This is a genomic window from Bacillus sp. N5-665 (assembly GCF_022637375.2).
GTDB classification, from domain to species: domain Bacteria; phylum Bacillota; class Bacilli; order Bacillales; family Bacillaceae_G; genus Bacillus_A; species Bacillus_A wiedmannii.
The window spans coordinates 844,133-864,011 of the sequence record NZ_CP093325.1 but is presented as its reverse complement, the minus strand read 5'-3'; the positions used below and the strand labels follow the sequence as shown (position 1 = coordinate 864,011).

The window sequence follows — 19,879 nt, the reverse complement described above, 5'->3', positions numbered from 1 at the left end:
TAAATAGTAGAAAAAGATTCGGGGCCCCGAATCTTTTTCCACTTATATTTAATTATTAAACAAGAACCTTCATTACATTACGTACAGATTCTACAGAGCGATCTAACGCTTCTCTTTCATCTGTAAGAAGTTCTAACTCAATAATTTTTTCAATTCCGTTACCACCTAGAATTACTGGTACCCCTAAGTAAAGGTCGCTATAACCATATTCACCTTCAAGGTATGCAATAGCTGGTAATACACGGCGTTGATCTTTTAAGATTGCTTCTGTCATTTCAACTAAAGAAGCAGCTGGTGCGTAATATGCACTACCGTTTCCTAATAAGCCTACAATCTCGCCGCCACCTTTACGGGTACGTTCTACGATTGCTTCTAAACGCTCTTTCGGAATTAACGTTTCTAACGGAATGCCACCTGCATAAGAATAACGTACAAGAGGTACCATATCGTCACCGTGTCCACCAAGAACAAATCCTGTAATGTCTTTCACAGAAAGATTTAATTCCTGTGCAATAAATGTACGGAAACGAGCTGTATCTAATACGCCCGATTGACCGATAACACGCTCTTTCGGGAATCCTGCTTCTTTAAATACAGAATATGTCATTGCATCAACTGGATTTGTTAATACAACAATAATCGCATTTGGTGAATGTTTTGCAATGTCGCGCGTAATACTTTTCATAATTTTAGAGTTTGTTGCTACTAAGTCATCACGGCTCATACCAGGCTTACGTGCAATACCTGCTGTAATAACGACAACGTCAGAATCAGCAGTATCTGCGTAATCAGATGTTCCAATAATGTTAGCATCAAAACCTTGTACTGGGCTCGCTTCTAACATATCTAACGCTTTCCCTTTTGTTGGATTTTCCAGTTGTGGAATGTCCACTAATACAACATCTGCAAGTTCTTTTTGTGCTAATAAGAATGCTGTTGTTGCTCCTGTAAATCCTGCACCGATGACTGAAACTTTCTTGCGTTTGATTGTCATAATTTACCCCCCGCTTTAATTATGCGTTTTTGATTATCGCTACATCCATGTTTTTAATAAGTTCATTAGCGAACTCAGAACATTTCACTTCTGTTGCACCTTCCATTAAGCGTGCGAAATCATAAGTTACTACTTTTGAAGCAATTGTTTTCTCAACTGAATCAGTTACTAATTTCGCAGCTTCGTTCCATCCTAAGTGCTCTAATAATAATACACCAGAAAGAAGAACTGAAGATGGGTTTACTTTATCTAAACCTGCATATTTTGGAGCTGTACCATGTGTAGCTTCAAAGATAGCATGTCCAGTCACATAGTTAATGTTTGCACCAGGTGCAATACCAATTCCACCTACTTGTGCAGCAAGTGCATCAGAGATGTAGTCTCCGTTTAAGTTCATTGTTGCAACAACATCGAACTCACGTGGACGAGTTAAAATTTGTTGTAAGAAGATGTCTGCAATAGAATCTTTTACGATGATTTTTCCAGCCACTTCAGCGTCTGCCATTGCTTTATTCGCTGCATCTTTACCATCTTTCTCAACGATACGGTCATATTCAGCCCAAGTAAATACTTTATCGCCGAATTCTTGTTCCGCTACTTCGTAACCCCAGTTTTTGAAAGCACCTTCTGTAAATTTCATAATGTTTCCTTTATGAACTAATGTAACAGAAGAACGCTTTTCGTTAATTGCATATTGAATTGCAGCACGAACAAGACGCTTTGTCCCTTCTTCTGAGATTGGTTTAATACCAATACCAGATGTTTCTGGGAAGCGGATTTTATTAACACCCATTGCTTCTTTTAAGAAAGCAAGGACTTTTTCTGCTTCAGGAGATCCTTGTGCATATTCAATTCCAGCATAAATGTCTTCTGTATTCTCACGGAAAATAACCATATCAGTATCTTCCGGACGTTTTACAGGTGAAGGAACACCATCAAAATAACGAACTGGACGTAGACATACATATAAATCTAGTTCTTGACGAAGTGCTACGTTTAGAGAACGAATACCACCGCCAACTGGAGTTGTAAGTGGACCTTTAATCGCGATTAAATATTCACGGATTAAATTTAAAGTTTCTTCTGGTAACCACTCGCCTGTTTGGTTGAATGCTTTTTCCCCTGCAAGCACTTCTTTCCAAACGATTTCCTTCTCACCATCATAAGCTTTTTCAACTGCTGCTTCTAGTACACGAGATGCAGCTGCCCAAATATCAGGACCAATTCCATCTCCTTCGATAAATGGAATAATCGGATTGTTTGGTACATTCATAACACCATTAGTTACAGTAATTTTTTCACCTGTCTTCAATGTGATAACCCCCATGTTTGAAATTTCATATGTATGAAACTGAGGGAATAACCCCTCAGTTCAAACCGTTATTTAAATTAAAATATTCTAATCATTACGTCTTTCCGAAAAAATCAGACTTTTGAAAGCGTATTTTCACTATCAAAATAGTGTTTTTCGCTTATCGTTGTGCAATTGGAACGTACACTTGATGTGTTGGTCCATTATAATCAGCACGTGGACGGATTAAACGGTTGTTTTCATATTGTTCTAGAATATGAGCTAACCAGCCTGACATACGGCTAATTGCAAAAATAGGTGTAAATAAGTCATGGTCAATTCCTAAACAATGGTATACAGAAGCTGAATAGAAATCAACATTTGGTGGAAGACCTTTTTCTTTTGTTACAATGTCTTCAATTTTGATAGACATATTATACCATTTGTCTTCTCCTAAAAGCACGCATAATCTCTTAGACATTTCGCGTAAATGTTTTGCACGCGGATCACCCTGCTCATATACACGGTGGCCAAAGCCCATGATTTTCACTTTATTTTGAAGAGCATTATGAATATATGATTCTACATTTTCTTCTTCGCCAATTTCAGTTAGCATCTTCATTACATTTTCGTTTGCCCCGCCGTGAAGAGGACCTTTTAACGCACCGATTGCTGCTGTAATACCAGAATATACATCTGAAAGTGTAGCTACACAAACGCGTGCAGTAAATGTAGAAGCGTTTAACTCATGATCTGCGTGAAGTACAAGCGCCTTATCAAAAGCTTCAATTTCAACTTCATTTGGCTCGCGATCATTTAACATGTACAAGAAGTTTGCAGCTAATGATAAATCGTTTCTAGGCTCAACAACATCTAAACCTTTACGAATTCTTGCATAAGCAGCAACTAAAGTTCCCACTTGAGCCTGCAATTTAACCGCTTTCAAATAATTGGAGTTTTCATCCATAATTTCAGCGCTCTCATCGTATAATGATAGCATGGAAATTGCAGTTCGTAAAACAGACATCGGATGTGCGATTTTTAAATTTACTTGTTTCAAATATGTTAAAATCTCACCTGGAACTTTATAGTATTCCGATACAGTCTCTTTAAATTTCGCTAGTTCTTGTTCACTAGGAAGCTTGCGATGCCATAATAAGTACACTACTTCTTCAAATGTAGCATTCTCAGCTAAATCATCAATATTATACCCAACATAAGTTAATGTATCATCAATAATAGAGCTCACAGATGATGTTGTTGCTACTACCCCTTCTAAACCTCGAATAACAGTCATGACATTCTCTCCTTTTCCTGAAAATTCTCCCAACCTTGCTCCTTATATCTATTTGCTCCCCTTTTGAATTATGAACGCCCGTTCACTCTTTAGGCAAGCAAAATGCACGATCATGCAAATTTATTGCGATGTTCCCCTCTTATGTCCATTGTCTACATGGAAAGCATGAGCGTGAATGTCTCCCCGAATCCTCACGCTCAAAACAACAAGTTAGTGAGGAAAATTAATTCCGAAGAGTTTTATGATAAAAACAACATAAAACAATATCATTATAAAATTGTTTTATGTTGTTTTTATTTTATCTGGTGTAAAGTCTCTGCTGTTATGTAACTTTTCAAAGTTTCTAATCCTATTATAAACAATTATCTGACTTTTGTGAACAGAAAGAATTCAAAATTTTTATATTACTATAAAATTCCTCATTTAAACATCTGTATAATACTCATAACTGCATAGGCAATTCCAGCCCCAATTAATGGACCTACAGCAACTCCATTAAATAAAGCAACCGCTATAATTGTCCCGAAAACGAGCGCAGTTGTAATATGAGGATCCGTCGTCAATAATTGTACGCCGCCTTTCGCTAACAAAGCAACCGCTACCCCTGAAGCTAAAGCAATCCATGCATAATACGATTTCGCCGCTTCTCCAAGTTGTTTAAAACCTATTTCCCCCGTTGCAATCGGTACGAGTACTGCTATTGTAATAACCGTTACACCGAGGTTAATCCCTTTCGTTTGTAGATAAGGAAAGACTTTATCTCCTAGAAACGTAAATTTCAATAAAAATAACACACCAATGGCTACAGTAAGCGATTGGTTTTTAGCAACAAGTCCTATAATAAGTAGTATGAATAAAAATAACGTTGACTGACTAATCATGTTTGCACTTCCTTTCTGAAAATAATGAACTCATTTCCAAACAAAAATACCTTTAAACCTATCGTTATACATGCTATATCGATGTATATTCAACAATAACCACTTCATTTTTTATGTATTTTAAAATGACAAACTGAGACTTTCATCATCAAAAATTTAAGCATGTATACATTTTTGAAAACGATTGTCTCTCCTTTCTTTTCTAATAAGAAACAGGTAAAATAAAAAGAAGAGAAAATGAAGTTTTTACCATATAGTAGAAGCATCAACACCAAGCTTTTACAGTCACTCATGTACTGAAAAAGCAGGAAAAATCCATCATTCCACTATAACATAAAGTGAAACTTTAATCAGTGGGGCATTTTCCACTGATTATTAGTTGAACCAATCGGGCATTTACGGGCAGTTTATCTCCATCTAACTCCTTTGATCCAGCTGCACTTCGGGTAGGAGATTTACTTGCCCGCAAATAGCGGGGTAAAGTGAAACTTTAATCAGTGGGGAACACTCGTTATAAGTTGAACGAATTAGGATAATCCAAATTGGAATGGGAGGTATACATCTTTGAACCGAAACTTACTATATATGATATTGCGACTCATATTTGTCATTGTAGCAACGGTAGCCGGGTTCTATGCATTACTATATATGTCAGGACTTATCTATCCTTTTATTATCGCTTTCGCATTTGCTTATTTGATTAATCCCGTCGTCAATTTCCTTAATCAAAAACTACAATTTCCTCGCGCACTAGCAGTACTCGTTAGCTTAATTCTCGTATTCGGAGCTATCGTCGGACTCGTTACATATCTTGTAACGGAAGCAATATCGGCCACAACATACTTACTACAACTTGTTACAGTAAAGTTCCCGGATATCGTTAAATTCGCAGAGCAATTTGCACTTAATCATATTATGCCTCTCTATGATGATTTAATTTCTAAATTTAATCATCTTGGGGAACCACAGCGCTATACGATTACACAAAACATTCAAAACTTAGGAACCGAAGCAACGACGCAAATGAAAGAACTTTTAACTGCTATTATAAGCGGGTTAACAAATTTCATTAGTGCATTACCAACAACTTTAACTGTCCTTGTATTCGTTTTATTAGCCACTTTCTTCATTAGTTACGATTGGCACCGTCTTGCTCAGAAAGTAAGAAAATTTTTGCCGAACCGTGTTCACGGCTATGGAAAAACTATTTTTGTCGATTTAAGAAAAGCTTTATTTGGTTTTGTTAAAGCGCAACTTACACTCGTATCTATGACAACTGTTATTGTACTAATCGGACTTTTAATATTACGCGTACCATACGCCATTACTATCGCGATTATTACAGGGGTTGTAGATTTACTCCCGTATTTAGGAACAGGTGCCGTCTTCGTTCCTTGGGTTATATACGTATTTTTCACTGGCGATACTGCTTTCGCCATCGGTCTTCTCATCTTATACATCGTCGTGATTGTCCAAAGACAAATTATGGAGCCTAAAGTACTTTCATCTAATATCGGCCTCGATCCATTAGCAACACTGATTGCTCTATTTGTCGGCTTTAAGCTTTTTGGCTTTTTAGGATTAATCATCGGTCCAGTCATCTTAGTACTACTTAATACATTGCACAAAGCTCGTGTATTCCATGATTTGTGGAAATATATTAAAGGCTCACCTTCAAAATAATAGTTTCTAATTCATATACAACAAAAAACTTACATGTAATCAGTGGGAATTTCCCACTGATTATTCCTTGTACTTATTTTTCACACTCATTACATGCAACAAGAGGATTCCCCACAAAAAGGATAATACTCTTGTTTTTTTGCATAGAAAACGCATATTCCGAGGTATTTTTACATATTTATTCTATTATTTTTATAATTATTACTTACATTTTTTACTTTTTATGCAAATGAATAAATATACAAAATGGTATAAAATGAGACTTAAACTAACAATTTTCCTGTTCGTATCTAACTTTTCCATTCCAATTGATTCTTTTTATATACAAAACCAACTTGAGTTCATATGAATTTCCCTACAACACACTCAGTAAGAACTACCTACATATCCAATCGAAAAATACATAGCAAATATAATAAGGCAAAACTATGATCAGTAAGGATTTTGTCCACCACCGATTATTAACTTTCACCAACCGGACTTGTATGAGCAGTCTAATTTCCACTTAACTCCTTCGCATTCACCACATTTTAAGGCATGATACAGCAAAACTTTAATTAACAGAGCTTCATCCACCCGCCATCCTTTTGTGGGCAAAAAAATAGCGCTTAGATCGCTATAATCTAAGCACTATTTCTGCACAATAATAGTAGAACTCTTTCTAAACTTCCATTCCATCCACTTCATAACAAATGGCTTCAACAAAGCCCTCGTCATAGGGATAACGAAGATCAAACCCATTATATCCGTTACGTATCCAGGAAGCACCAAAAGAATACCTCCTATAAAGATAAAAATACCATCCAGTACCGCTCCTCCTGGCATTTCTCCTCTATTCAACTTAGATTGAATCTCTCCAAGTACCTTAAATCCTTGTCTTTTCGCCAAATAGACACCTACAACACCTGTAAATACAATCATGGCGAACGTAGACCATAAACCTATTACATGACTCGATCCAATTAAGACTGTAATCTCAATCGCCGGTATTAAAATAAACAAGAATAGTAACCACTTCATAGTTCTACACTCCTCTCACACATCACTTTAAACGAACCCAGAGCGCCCATATACGCTACACAGAAACTAAACACCTTTCCCTATTGAACCTCGTAACAAACGGCTTTTAAACGCAATTCCAGGCGTTTCAAGCTGATCCCACCTCGTTTTTGTGTAAAAAAAAGAGAAGGACTCCGATCCTTCTCTTCGTATTACTTATAGCACTTCCGCATGTCCATTATAAACAATTCCGCGTGCTGCATCAACTGTTACTTCTTGGCCATTTTTTAAAGTTGCTGTTACGCCGTTTACACCAACGATAACAGGAATACCGATTGATACACCTACAACAGCCGCATGGCTTGTTAGACCGCCTTCTTCTACAACTAGAGCAGCAGCTTTTTCGATTGCAGGAATCATATCTTTATCAGTGCTTGTTGTAACAAGGATATCACCTTTGTTTACGTTCGCTACAGCTTCAGCAGCTGTTTTCGCTACAACTACTTTACCTTTTGCAGCTTTACGACCGATTCCTTGTCCTTTCGCAACTTCTTCACCAACAACATGGATTTTCATTAAGTTTGTTGTACCAGTTTCAGCAACTGGAACACCAGCAGTGATTACTACAGTGTCTCCAAGTCCAATTAGACCTGCATCCATACCTGTTTGAATTGCAGTATCTAACATTTCGTCAGTAGACGCTGCACGTTTTCCAGCCATAAATGCTTGTACACCCCAAACAAGTGCAAGACGACGTCCTACTTGCTCGTCAGATGTCACAGCTACGATTGGAGATTTCGGACGGTATTTAGAGATCATTTTCGCAGTATGTCCACTTTCTGTTGGAGCTACGATTGCAGCTACATCAAGAGCAAGTGCTGTATGCGCAACAGATTGGCTAATTGCATCTGTAATTGTTGGAGTGAACTCTTTAATACGTTTTTTGAACATATCTTCATATTGTAATGATTTTTCAACACGTACTGCAATGTTAGCCATCATTGTTACTGCTTCTACTGGGTATTGACCAGCAGCTGTTTCACCTGAAAGCATGATTGCATCTGTACCATCGAAGATTGCATTAGCTACGTCACTTGCTTCCGCACGAGTTGGACGTGGGTTACGTTGCATAGAATCTAACATTTGTGTCGCAGTAATAACCGGTTTACCTAACACGTTACATTTTTTGATTAGACGTTTTTGTACTAATGGTACTTCTTCTGGTGGAATTTCTACACCCATATCACCACGAGCTACCATTAAACCGTCAGAAACTTCTAAGATTGAATCGATGTTATCGATACCCTCTTGGTTTTCGATTTTTGGTACGATTTGGATGTATTGAGCGTTATGCCCTTCTAATAATTCACGGATTTCTAATACGTCAGATGCTTTACGTACGAATGAAGCTGCGATGAAATCAACTTTTTGCTCGATACCGAAAACGATATCTTTTACGTCTTTTTCAGTGATACCAGGAAGCTTAATGCTTACGTTTGGTACGTTAACACCTTTTTTATTTTTTACAGTTCCGCTGTTTAAAACTTTTGTACGGATGTTTCCGTCAGCTTTTTCGATTACTTCTAGTTCGATAAGACCGTCATCGATTAGAATACGAGAACCTGGGTCTACATCGTCATAAAGACCAGCATAAGATACAGAGAACTTCTCTGCAGTACCTAATACTTGCTCAGTAGAAAGAACTACTTCCGCACCTGTTACAAGCTCAGCTTGTCCGTCTACGAAGTCGTGAGTACGGATTTCTGGACCTTTTGTATCAAGTAAGATACCAACTGTTTTACCAGTTTTCTTTGAAGCTTCACGAATGTTTTTAATACGAGCGCCGTGCTCTTCATGGCTACCATGAGAGAAGTTTAAACGAGCAACGTTCATACCCGCTTCGATTAATTGTTCTAATTTCTCAATACTTTCACTAGCAGGACCTATAGTACATACAATTTTAGTTTTACGCATATTGCACCTCCGAAAATTATGAAACCGTTCCCAAATATCCGACATTAAGCCGATTAGATGGATAATTCTTTAGATAATTGATACATATCTTTATCGATTGTATGCTTTTGAGCTAACGCTTCGATAATATCATGATCAACAAGTTTATTATCTTGAATACCTACACAACGTCCACCTCTACCAGCAATTAATAATTCAACTGCTCTTGCGCCAAGACGACTTGCTAATACACGGTCTTGTGCACTTGGTGATCCACCACGTTGTACGTGACCTAATACAGTTACACGAGTATCAAAGTTTGTTGCTTCTTCAATGTGCTTACCGATGTCAATTGCACTTCCAACACCTTCAGCCACAATGATAATACTGTGTTTTTTACCACGTTCACTACCGCGCTTCAGACGAGCAATAACATCTTCCATGTCATACTCTTCTTCTGGAATTAAGATTGTTTCGGCACCATCAGCTAAACCAGCCCATAATGCGATATCTCCAGCATGACGCCCCATTACTTCGATAACATATGTACGTTCATGAGATGTAGCTGTGTCACGAATTTTATCAATTGCATCAATAACAGTATTTAAAGCTGTATCGAAACCAATTGTGAAGTCTGTTCCAGGAATATCATTGTCGATTGTACCTGGTACACCAACACATGGGAATCCTTGTTCAGTTAATTTTTTAGCACCTTGGTAAGAGCCATCTCCACCAATAACAACAAGTCCTTCGATACCGTGTTTCTTTAATTGCTCGATACCTTTTAGTCGTACTTCTGGATCTTTAAACTCAGGACATCTTGCTGTATATAATTTCGTACCACCACGGTGGATAATATCGCCAACAGAACCAAGTTCTAATTTTTCAATATGACCAGAAATTAAACCCGCGTATCCATGGTAAATACCATATACTTCAATATCATGGAAAATCGCTTTACGAACAACTGCACGAATGGCAGCATTCATACCAGGTGAATCTCCACCACTTGTTAATACACCAATACGTTTCATTTGTACTCACCTCATAAAGATTATTTGCCTTATAATAAAATAACACGAAAAAATATAAAAACACAATGGAGAAGATGTGTCTTTTCATAATAAAAACGTGCATTCGCGAAGAGGAACGCACGCTTTTATTATTTTATCCCAATGGAAGCGTTTGAAAACGAAACTTGCCCAATTTTCATATATTTTTCATAACGTTTTTCGATTAATTCATCTTTCGAAATTCCGCTTAATTGTTCAAAAGTTTTCTTAAGCATTAAATCTATATTTTCTGATTGTTTTAAAATATTACGATGCGCTCCACCTTTTGCCTCTGGAATAATTTCGTCAATTACACCTAATTCTTTCAAATCTAATGCTGTAATTTTCATCGCTTCTGCAGCTTCTTTTGCTTTACCAGCGTCTTTCCAAAGAATTGCCGCCGCACCCTCTGGTGTAATAACAGAATACGTGGAATTTTCCAGCATATGAATGTAATCCCCTACTCCAAGACCTAACGCACCACCACTACCACCTTCACCGATAACAATACAAATAACAGGGACAGTTAAACCCGCCATTTCAAATAAATTACGGGCAATCGCCTCACTTTGTCCACGTTCTTCAGCTGCTTTACCAGGATAGGCTCCCTTCGTATCGATGAAACAAATAATAGGACGATTAAACTTTTCCGCTTGTTTCATTAGACGCAGTGCTTTTCGATATCCTTCTGGATGAGGCATCCCAAAATTACGACGAATATTTTCTTTCGTATCTTTTCCGCGTTGGTGCCCAATTACAGTTACAGGCATCCCCTTATATTTCGCAATGCCGCCGACAATCGCTGCATCGTCGCCAAATAGGCGATCTCCATGACATTCAAAAAAATTAGTAAATAAGTGCTCAATATAATCGAGCGTTGTCGGTCGTTCTGCATGACGAGCAATTTGAACACGGTCCCATACTTTCATATTGCCGTATATATCTTCCTCTAATTTTTCTAGCTTGTCTTCCAAAATACGAATCTCCTCACTGAAGTCCATCTGGCTGTTTTTCGTATAGTCTTTCAGTTCACGAATCTTATTTCTTAGCTCAACAACTGGTTTCTCAAATTCTAGCTCTGCCATACAGCCATTTCCCCTCCTTGATGAACTTCTAAAATCTTACGGAGCGATTCTCTCATATCATCACGATGCACAACCGCATCTAATTGACCGTGCTCTAATAAAAATTCTGCCGTTTGGAAATCTTCCGGTAGTTTTTCACGCACCGTTTGTTCAATTACACGTCTACCAGCAAATCCGATAAGTGCACCTGGCTCTGCAAGATTGTAATCACCAAGTGAAGCGAAACTCGCTGAAACCCCGCCCGTCGTTGGGTGAGTCATAACAGAAATAAATAACCCTCCTGCATTACTATGCTTTTTCAAAGCTACGCTTGTTTTTGCCATTTGCATTAAACTTAATATCCCTTCTTGCATACGGGCACCACCCGACGCAGTAAAGATAATAAATGGAACTTGTAAGTCGTATGCTTTTTCAACTGCACGGGCAATTTTCTCTCCTACAACAGAGCCCATGCTGCCCATTCGAAAACGAGAATCCATTACTGCAACAACAACAAGCATGTCATCAATTGTTCCTTCACCAGTTACAACCGCTTCGTTCAATTTAGTCTTCTTACGATCGCTCTCTAGTTTCTCTTCATATCCTGGAAACTCGAGTGGATTTAATGAAACCATTTCTTTGTCATACTCACGGAATGACCCTTCGTCCAATATACTATCAAGACGTTCCCATGCATTCATAGGATGATGATATCCACAATTCACACATACTTTTAAATTTTTTAGAAGCTCTTTCGTATACATGATTTTTTTACATTTCGGACATTTTGTCATAACGCCATCCGGTACATCTTTTCGTACTTGTTCTGAAGGTATTGCAGCGTACTTTTTCTTTTTCACGAATAAATCTCTTAGCACAATTTGACCCCCTTCATTGAGAGCTAAGGTTAGCGCAAGAAGAAAATTGGGCTAACACCAAAGTTTGATGTTAGCCTTATCTTCTCAATCTGTCTAATAACCTCACTCTTTACGTTTAACTTTAACCGCTACGCGATAGAATGTTTGTCATAACGTGTCATGGTCATTTCGACAAATTTTATACATTACGAGTGAAACTGTATATTCTCTACTAATTCATCGTAAATTTTTAGTGCATCATTTTCTTGTTTTTCTTCCAAAGTAGCATAAAGCTTTCTATACATATCGATAGAATCTCCTGAAACTTCACAAGAAAGAGTTGATACGTAATCATTTACGATCATCCAAATGCGATATAGTAAATAATTATCGACTTGTTCAATGAGTGTTTTAAAGAACGTTTGATGAAGCATCGGAATTGAGTTTTCATTTTCTTCAAGCACTTGATTTAATTTTCTTAGCACTTTAGAAAACGTTTCTTTCGGCAAATTACATACAATTCGAATCATATCTTTCTCAAGCAATCGTTTTGTTTGTAATAAATCACGAATTGTTTTCTCATCTTGCAGCAAGAACGGCGCAATCAATTGTACAAGACCGTTATCGTAAAAGTTTCGAATAAACGTCCCTTCACCACGTCTCGTTTCAATCAATCCTACCAGTTCTAAAGCACGCAATGCTTCTCTTACAGAGGAACGCCCTACGTTTAAACGTGAACTTAACTCACGCTCAGACGGCAAACGATCCCCCGCCACCAATCCATCTTCTTCCATAATGGAACGGATTTTTTTTACAATTTCGAGATATACTTTTGTATTTGATGATGTCAATGGAAATTCCTCGCTTATTCTTTACCAATCAGCGCTAATTGTTTTGTTTTCTCAGCAATCTCATTTGGATCTACTTGACGGCGAGCTACTCCTGTCTCCATTGCAGCTTTCGCAACGTAAGCTGCCACTTGAGGCGCTACACGCGCGTCAAACGGTGCCGGAATGATATAGTCTGCATTCAACTCATCTTCTGCTACAAGCTCAGCAATAGCCTGTACAGCTGCCATCTTCATTTCTTCGTTAATTTGTGTCGCATGTACGTCAAGTGCACCACGGAAAATACCAGGGAACGCTAGTACATTATTTACTTGGTTCGCGAAGTCAGAACGACCCGTTCCAACAACAGCTGCGCCCGCTGCTTTTGCCAATTCTGGCATAATTTCTGGAACTGGATTCGCCATTGCAAAAATAATTGCATCGTCATTCATTGTACGAACCATCTCTTCTGTTAATGCACCTTCTGCAGATACACCAATGAATACGTCCGCACCTTGTACAACGTCAGCTAAAGAACCTTCGATACGATTCTTATTTGTATATTTTGCAACTTCATCCTTCACCGGATTCATACCTGTAGGACGACCATCATAGATTGCGCCTTTACGGTCACACATAATAATGTCGCGTACACCATAGCGATATAAAAGTTTAATAATTGCAATACCTGCTGCACCTGCGCCATTTGCGACAACTTTAATGTCAGACATTTTCTTTCCAACTAATTTTAGCGCGTTCACAAGACCTGCTACTGTTACGATAGCTGTTCCGTGTTGATCATCATGGAAGATAGGAATATTTGTTTCTTTTTTCAAACGTTCTTCAATAATGAAGCAGTTTGGTGCTGCGATATCCTCTAAGTTAACGCCGCCAAAAGTTGGCTCCATTAATTTTACAGTTTCAACAATTTTATCTACATCGTTTGTATTTAAGGCAATTGGGAATGCATCTACACCAGCAAAGCTCTTAAATAATACAGCTTTACCTTCCATTACTGGAAGAGATGCTTCAGGTCCAATGTTACCAAGACCAAGTACAGCCGTGCCATCTGTCACAACTGCTACCATATTTCCCTTCATCGTATATTCATATACCTTACTTTTATCGTCATAAATTTCTTTACAAGGTTCTGCAACCCCTGGAGAATATGCAAGACTTAAATCTTTTGCATTTTCTACTTTTACTTTTGATACAGTTTCTAATTTTCCTTGATGCACTTTATGCATGTGAAGTGCTTCTTCACGAAGTGTTGACAAACTATCCACTCTCCTCAAATTATTCTAGCTGATATCAATTTCTCCAAGTGGTCTGACCACGAACACTACTACTATAATAATCGAAGTGTAGGGAAATTGTCCATTATATTTTCACAACCACATTTTCTTCCCCGACAATTTCACGAAGTGCTCCTAAACATTCTTCACTTGGATGAATCGATAAACTTCGAGATAATTGTACCATTTTATGTTCCTTTTCATAATAAATTAGTACTTTCGCAAAACCTGAATAGTCAAACAATATTTTAGTAACCTGATTTAAAAGCTTTTTCTCATACTGAGACGGCAATTTCACGTAAACAGATGCGTCTTTCTTTTCTTCATACACATCCATTTCTTCTAATGGATATAGTCCATTTACAATCCATTGTAACTTATGATTTCTTAGCTCAATCATGCCGTCAACTAAAACAATTGCTCCTTCTTGTAACTTATCTGAGAAATGTATATACGTTTCAGGGAAAAGAACTGCTTCCATTTCATCATTTTGATCACAAAATGTAATAAACGCCATCTTTTGCAACTTTTTCGTACGAATCACTCTCACGCTTGTTATATACACGATAGCCCTTTGTACTTTTTTCTTATGTCGCATCGCCTGAGCAAGGGATGGAATTTCTAATTCTTTCGCTAACTTCACATACTGCGCTGTCGGATAGCTTGATAAATAAAAACCTAGTGCTTCCTTCTCTTTATTTAACTGTTCAATAAAAGAGAGCTCTTCTCCTTGCACGTATTTTGATTTTGGAACAGCATCTCCTAAATCACGTGCAAGATTTGCGTACTCTAACGCTCCTTTAAGGCTTTTCCATAAGTTTGTTCTCGAAACACCAAAATCATCAAAACACCCAGACCAGACGAACGCCTCTAAATTTCGCTCTGTTACAAACTTTGATGGCATACGAAGACAAAATTCAAATAAATCTTCAAATATTTTTTTCTCTCGTTCTTCGAGTAATGCTGTCACTGTAGCCATTCCAATGTTTCGAATTGAAAGTAAGCTGTAACGTATCGCATTACCTTCTATTTGGAAATTGTAACCACTTCTCTGAAGAGACGGCGGCAAAACGTGAAAACCTTTCCGCTTCGTTTCTCGTATATACTGCACAATCTTATCTTCATTTCCAATTGCACTTGATAATAATGCTGTCATAAATTCCAGCGTATAATTCGCTTTTAAGTAAGCAAGCTGATATCCAATCATACTGTAGGCTACAGCGTGACTTCGGTTAAAACCGTAATTTGCAAATCTTACAATTAAATCATAAATTTTCTCTGCGGATGTCTCGTCATAACCATTTTGTAAACAGCCTTGTACAAAATGCTTACGCTCCTGATCTAAAATATCACGATTTTTTTTACTCACTGCACGGCGTAATAAATCTGCTTCTCCGAGCGAGAATCCCGCCAACTTCGACGCAATTTGCATAATTTGTTCTTGGTATACAATTACACCGTACGTTCTTTCTAAAATCGGCTTTAAATCCGGATGTAAATATTCAATTTTTCTTTTTCCGTGCTTTGATTCAATAAAAGTTGGAATTTGTTCCATTGGTCCTGGTCTATATAATGAGTTAACAGCGACAATATCTTCAAATTCATTCGGTTTTAACCCGCGAAGTACATTTCGCATACCACCTGATTCAAGCTGGAATACACCTGTTGTATCCCCTCTACCTAACAATTGGAACGTCTTTTCATCTTGAAGTGGTAAATTTCTTAAATCAATTTGTGTCCCCGTCTTTTTCACAATAAACTTTATAATATTTTCAAGTAACGTTAAATTACGTAATCCTAAAAAATCCATCTTTAACAAACCAAGTTCTTCTAATGCATCAGCTGGATATTGTGTAACATACACATCGTTATGCCCTTCTTGAATCGCAACACTTCCTGTTAACGGCTCTTGGCTCATAATAACGCCAGCTGCATGAATAGACGTATGACGCGGTAAGCCTTCTACACGTTTTGCAATTTCAAACACACGCTCATGCAACAGATTCCCTTGTATGAACTCACGGAGTGATTGCGATTCCTCATATGCATCTTTTAACGTTATACCGAGCTTTGATGGGATAAGTTTTGAGAATATGTCAATATCTCGCGGCGGAAGCCCCATTACACGCGCAATATCTCTAATTGCCGCTTTCGCTGCAAGCGTCCCGAACGTTACGATTTGTGCAACACGAAGCTGACCATATTTATCTTTCACATATCGAATCATCTCATCACGTCTTATATCCGGAAAATCGATATCAATATCTGGAAGTGTCACACGTTCGGGGTTTAAAAATCTTTCAAATAATAGATCATATTCAATCGGATCAATATCTGTAATTTCTAATACGTAAGAAACGAGTGAGCCAGCTGCCGATCCACGTCCTGGTCCTGTTAAAATATGATTTTCATGCGCATACTTCATAAAATCCCACACGATGAGGAAATAATCACTAAACCCCATACTAGAAATAACGTTTAATTCATGATTCAAACGCTTTATATGTACTTCTTTCGGCGTACCATATCGTTTCTGCAAGCCTTCTTCACAAACGCGGCGTAAATACATATCATTCGTCTCGTTAGCTGGAACAGGAAATTTCGGTAATTGATTTATATGAAACGGTATTTCTACTCTGCAACGTTCTGCAATTTCTACTGTGTTATAAATCGCTTCTTCTACGTGAGAAAATAGTGCTTCCATTTCATCTGATGATTTTAAATAATATTGATCCGTTTTCAACCTTGGTCTATCTGGATCAGTCATTTTCGTTCCACTTTCAACAGATAATAAGCACTCATGAACAAGTGCGTCACTTTGATTGATGTAGCGTACATCGTTTGTTGCAACAACCGGAACATTTATCCTACTCATAAATGCAGGTAATTTCTCTTGCAGGAGCAGTTCATCTTGAATCGCATGATGCTGCAAACTCATATAAAAATTGCCGAACATGCTTTGATACATGCGAGCTACTTCTTCAGCTTCACTCTCTTTGTCTTCTAATAATAATTGTTCAATTTCCCCATCTTTACCTGGTGAAATAGCAATTAATCCTTTCGCATAATGGGCAAGCCACTTTTTCGGAATACCTTCTTTTGACTTCGTCATAATGCTACTAGAAATCTTTAATAAATTTTGATAGCCCATTTCATTTTCAGCAAGTAAAACAAGCGGATAAGATTTTTCCTCTTCTTCACTAAAAATAGAAGCTGTTAAGCCGATAATAGGCTGTATACCATGTTTCTTACATGCTTTATAAAACGGAATAACGCCATACATAACATTTTCGTCCGTAATAGCGAGTGACGAAAAACCAAGTTCTTTCGCCCTGACTACAAGCTCATCAATTTTACAAGCACTTTTTAATAAACTAAAAACGGTTTGACATTGTAAATGCACAAACTTCACTGTTGTACCCTCTCTTTACCAATCTGACTACTTTTATTATAGGTGATGAGGAAAGCGGAAATCAAAACATACTTCTTATACTTTGTCCATATATATGAAGAAGAAAGGGGAATGACGATGGATGTAAGAGAACATACTTTTTTCTCTCTGCTTATTATTAGTTATTTTATTGCCTTTGGGGTTATACTTGGTGGTTCATTAATTGGTGGATTTGGTGCATTTCTTATCGGAAAACCAACTCTAACTTACATTAATCAATTCGCCCAAAATTTAAGAATTTGGGCACTCGTTGCAGCAATTGGTGGAACATTTGATACTTTTTATAGCTTTGAAAGAAGTTTCTTTGGCGGAGATATGAAAGATATTGTAAAACAAATTCTCCTTATTTTTTTCGCAACGGGTGGTATGCAAACAGGTCTTACTATTATTAAATGGCTAACGCAGGAACATGTATGAGAGTACCAAGTGCCAATACAGCAAAAAAATGGTATTTAGTTTTAGCTGGTGCTGCTGTTGGAGGCGTGTTGAGCTGGTTTGTTTTTTTGTACATATACGGTGTTTTTCAAGAAGAACAAGCTAGTAAAATAGCAGAGCAACGAGAAATTATAGAAAAACAAGAAGCAAAGCTCCACGTCCTTCTCGAAGATCAAGAAAAATTGAATACAGAAAATAAACGACTCTTAACTATTCAAGAGATTAAAATAAAAATAATCAATCGAGAAAAATACGATTTAGACAATCTTACACTCGAAAATATGACCACTTCTATTCATAATGACCTCCAGCATCTTTTAACGAAAAACATACAAAGTATCGCAAAAAATAAAGACCTACTCAAAAAAGCAATCGAAAATAAAACGTATAAACATTACGATCGTCTATACCGCTTTAAAGTCGATACAATATCTTTTGATACCGTGCTTGAAATTAGCATTGCTATAGAAAAAGAAAAATAAAATCCCTCCACTTTATCGACATATATGACTCGATAAATGGAGGGGCTTTTTATTTTATTATCGTCATGAGGGTTCTCTTAAAACATAAAAAAAGACGTTTTTGGGAGTTTTTCATTATTTCATCAAATCAATCTCATAAATAACAAAAAACCCCTATTTATTGATGTTTCATTTTAAAAACAAAAAAGAAGGGCTTAAGCGTCCTCCTTCTCTTTCGTTCAACATACAATTTTTTATCTACACAGCTCACGTAAATCAGCAAAAAGACGATCCGCTTCTTCCCAAGAAGATGCTTTTGCACCAGAAGCCATCGGATGCCCTCCGCCATTATATTGCATCGCTAATTTATTTATCACTGGTCCTTTTGAGCGAAGACGAACACGAATCACATCGTCTTCCTCTAAAAATAGAACCCACGACTTTAATCCATCAATATTACCAAGTGCTCCAACAACGCCAGATGCCTCAGAAGGAAGTACATCAAACTTTTCTAATACTTCTTTCGTTAATTTAATGTAAGCTGCTCCTTCTTCTACCATCGTAAAGTTTTGTAAAATATAGCCGTTTAAACGAGCAATTTTTTCTTTCGTCTTATACATTTCATTGTATAAATCTGTGAATTTCACATCCATATCGACAAGCTCACTTACGTAACGAAGTGTTTTCGCTGTTGTATTCGGGAATAAGAAACGACCTGTATCCCCAACAATACCCGCTAAAATAAGACGAGCTGCTTCTTTCGTTATCTGTAATCCTTTATCTTTTCCATAACTGTAAAACTCATAGATCATTTCACTTGTAGAACTTGCTGTCGTATCTACCCACGTAATATCTCCGTACGGATCTTCATTCGGATGATGATCAATTTTAATTAACATCTTCCCTTTTGCATAGCGTTGATCGTCAACACGTTCTTGGTTCGCAGTATCACATACGATAACAAGTGCATTTTCATATACACTATCTTCAATATCATCCATTACTCGTAAATATTCTAGTGACGGTTCATTGTACCCAACCGTATAAATATTTTTCTCTGGAAACGATTCTTGTAGAATTGTACCAAGACCGCCCTGTGAACCTAATGCATCTGGATCTGGACGCACATGACGATGAATAATAATTGTATCAAACTCTTTAATTGCTCCTAAAATTTGCTCATGCATATGTATAATCTCCTTTTTACTCAACTTCTCCACTTTAACGTGCAGTAACATCCCAATCGGTGCAGGCTAATCATTAGCGCGCAGTAACATCCCCGCACTAATTAAAGTTTCACTTTATCCTTCATTATAACGGAAAGTATTTCATACATGCG

The 19,879-nt window shown here is 37.4% G+C and carries 16 protein-coding genes; 3 read left to right on the top strand and 13 right to left on the bottom strand.

Annotation, left to right across the window (positions count from 1 at the left end):
- Positions 1-55: 55 nt before the first annotated feature.
- The 4 genes from mdh to MNO09_RS06865 all read right to left on the bottom strand — a co-directional run bounded on the left by mdh (position 56) and on the right by MNO09_RS06865 (position 4,463).
- The gene (gene mdh, locus MNO09_RS06880; RefSeq protein WP_000153236.1) at positions 56-994 is read right to left on the bottom strand and encodes a malate dehydrogenase; all 939 of its coding nucleotides are present in this window, start codon (positions 992-994) and stop codon (positions 56-58) included.
- Positions 995-1,013: 19 nt separating this feature from the next.
- Positions 1,014-2,306: an NADP-dependent isocitrate dehydrogenase gene (gene icd / locus MNO09_RS06875; RefSeq protein WP_117616433.1), complete on the bottom strand. Its 1,293-nt coding sequence runs from the start codon at positions 2,304-2,306 to the stop codon at positions 1,014-1,016.
- Positions 2,307-2,466: 160 nt separating this feature from the next.
- Positions 2,467-3,615: a citrate synthase gene (citZ, locus tag MNO09_RS06870; protein ID WP_140399256.1), complete on the bottom strand. Its 1,149-nt coding sequence runs from the start codon at positions 3,613-3,615 to the stop codon at positions 2,467-2,469.
- A 386-nt stretch (positions 3,616-4,001) separates the two neighbouring features.
- The gene (locus tag MNO09_RS06865; protein ID WP_000625511.1) at positions 4,002-4,463 is read right to left on the bottom strand and encodes a DUF441 domain-containing protein; all 462 of its coding nucleotides are present in this window, start codon (positions 4,461-4,463) and stop codon (positions 4,002-4,004) included.
- Between the two features lie 564 nt (positions 4,464-5,027).
- On the opposite strand from MNO09_RS06865, the gene ytvI reads away from it, so the two are divergent.
- Positions 5,028-6,146, top strand: coding sequence for a sporulation integral membrane protein YtvI (gene ytvI / locus MNO09_RS06860; protein ID WP_001081380.1), 1,119 nt, complete (start codon positions 5,028-5,030; stop codon positions 6,144-6,146).
- 630 nt (positions 6,147-6,776) lie between these two features.
- Here the strand turns inward: ytvI and MNO09_RS06855 are convergent.
- The 8 genes from MNO09_RS06855 to dnaE all read right to left on the bottom strand — a co-directional run bounded on the left by MNO09_RS06855 (position 6,777) and on the right by dnaE (position 17,605).
- Entirely contained in the window at positions 6,777-7,166 is a 390-nt protein-coding gene (locus MNO09_RS06855) for an FxsA family protein (RefSeq protein ID WP_000871634.1), read from the bottom strand.
- Between the two features lie 195 nt (positions 7,167-7,361).
- Complete coding sequence (gene pyk / locus MNO09_RS06850; RefSeq protein WP_001232679.1) at positions 7,362-9,119, bottom strand: pyruvate kinase; 1,758 nt, start codon at positions 9,117-9,119, stop codon at positions 7,362-7,364.
- Positions 9,120-9,172: 53 nt separating this feature from the next.
- Complete coding sequence (gene pfkA / locus MNO09_RS06845; RefSeq protein ID WP_000821162.1) at positions 9,173-10,132, bottom strand: 6-phosphofructokinase; 960 nt, start codon at positions 10,130-10,132, stop codon at positions 9,173-9,175.
- Between the two features lie 128 nt (positions 10,133-10,260).
- A complete protein-coding gene (accA, locus tag MNO09_RS06840) occupies positions 10,261-11,235 on the bottom strand; it encodes an acetyl-CoA carboxylase carboxyl transferase subunit alpha (RefSeq protein WP_000818786.1) in 975 nt (324 codons plus the stop codon).
- Entirely contained in the window at positions 11,223-12,092 is an 870-nt protein-coding gene (accD, locus tag MNO09_RS06835) for an acetyl-CoA carboxylase, carboxyltransferase subunit beta (protein ID WP_000942866.1), read from the bottom strand. Before accD ends, accA begins: the two co-directional genes overlap by 13 nt.
- Positions 12,093-12,277: 185 nt before the next feature.
- On the bottom strand, positions 12,278-12,922 hold the full coding sequence (locus MNO09_RS06830; protein WP_000204434.1) for a FadR/GntR family transcriptional regulator: 645 nt from the start codon (positions 12,920-12,922) through the stop codon (positions 12,278-12,280).
- A gap of 14 nt (positions 12,923-12,936) precedes the next feature.
- Entirely contained in the window at positions 12,937-14,145 is a 1,209-nt protein-coding gene (gene ystJ, locus MNO09_RS06825) for an NADP-dependent malic enzyme (RefSeq protein ID WP_161796084.1), read from the bottom strand.
- A 133-nt stretch (positions 14,146-14,278) separates the two neighbouring features.
- On the bottom strand, positions 14,279-17,605 hold the full coding sequence (gene dnaE, locus MNO09_RS06820; RefSeq protein ID WP_000673712.1) for a DNA polymerase III subunit alpha: 3,327 nt from the start codon (positions 17,603-17,605) through the stop codon (positions 14,279-14,281).
- Between the two features lie 42 nt (positions 17,606-17,647).
- Here dnaE and ytrH point away from each other — a divergent pair, with 42 nt between their 5' ends.
- Positions 17,648-18,061 (top strand): sporulation membrane protein YtrH, encoded by a 414-nt coding sequence (gene ytrH / locus MNO09_RS06815; RefSeq protein ID WP_073516695.1) that lies wholly within the window; start codon positions 17,648-17,650, stop codon positions 18,059-18,061.
- Positions 18,058-18,561, top strand: a complete 504-nt coding sequence (ytrI, locus tag MNO09_RS06810; protein ID WP_001265727.1) for a sporulation membrane protein YtrI — start codon at positions 18,058-18,060, stop codon at positions 18,559-18,561. Before ytrH ends, ytrI begins: the two co-directional genes overlap by 4 nt.
- 233 nt (positions 18,562-18,794) lie before the next feature.
- Here the strand turns inward: ytrI and MNO09_RS06805 are convergent, their stop codons facing one another.
- Positions 18,795-19,727 carry a DHH family phosphoesterase gene (locus tag MNO09_RS06805; protein ID WP_048562137.1) on the bottom strand — a complete coding sequence of 311 codons (933 nt, stop codon included), beginning with the start codon at positions 19,725-19,727 and terminating at the stop codon, positions 18,795-18,797.
- Positions 19,728-19,879 lie beyond the last annotated feature (152 nt).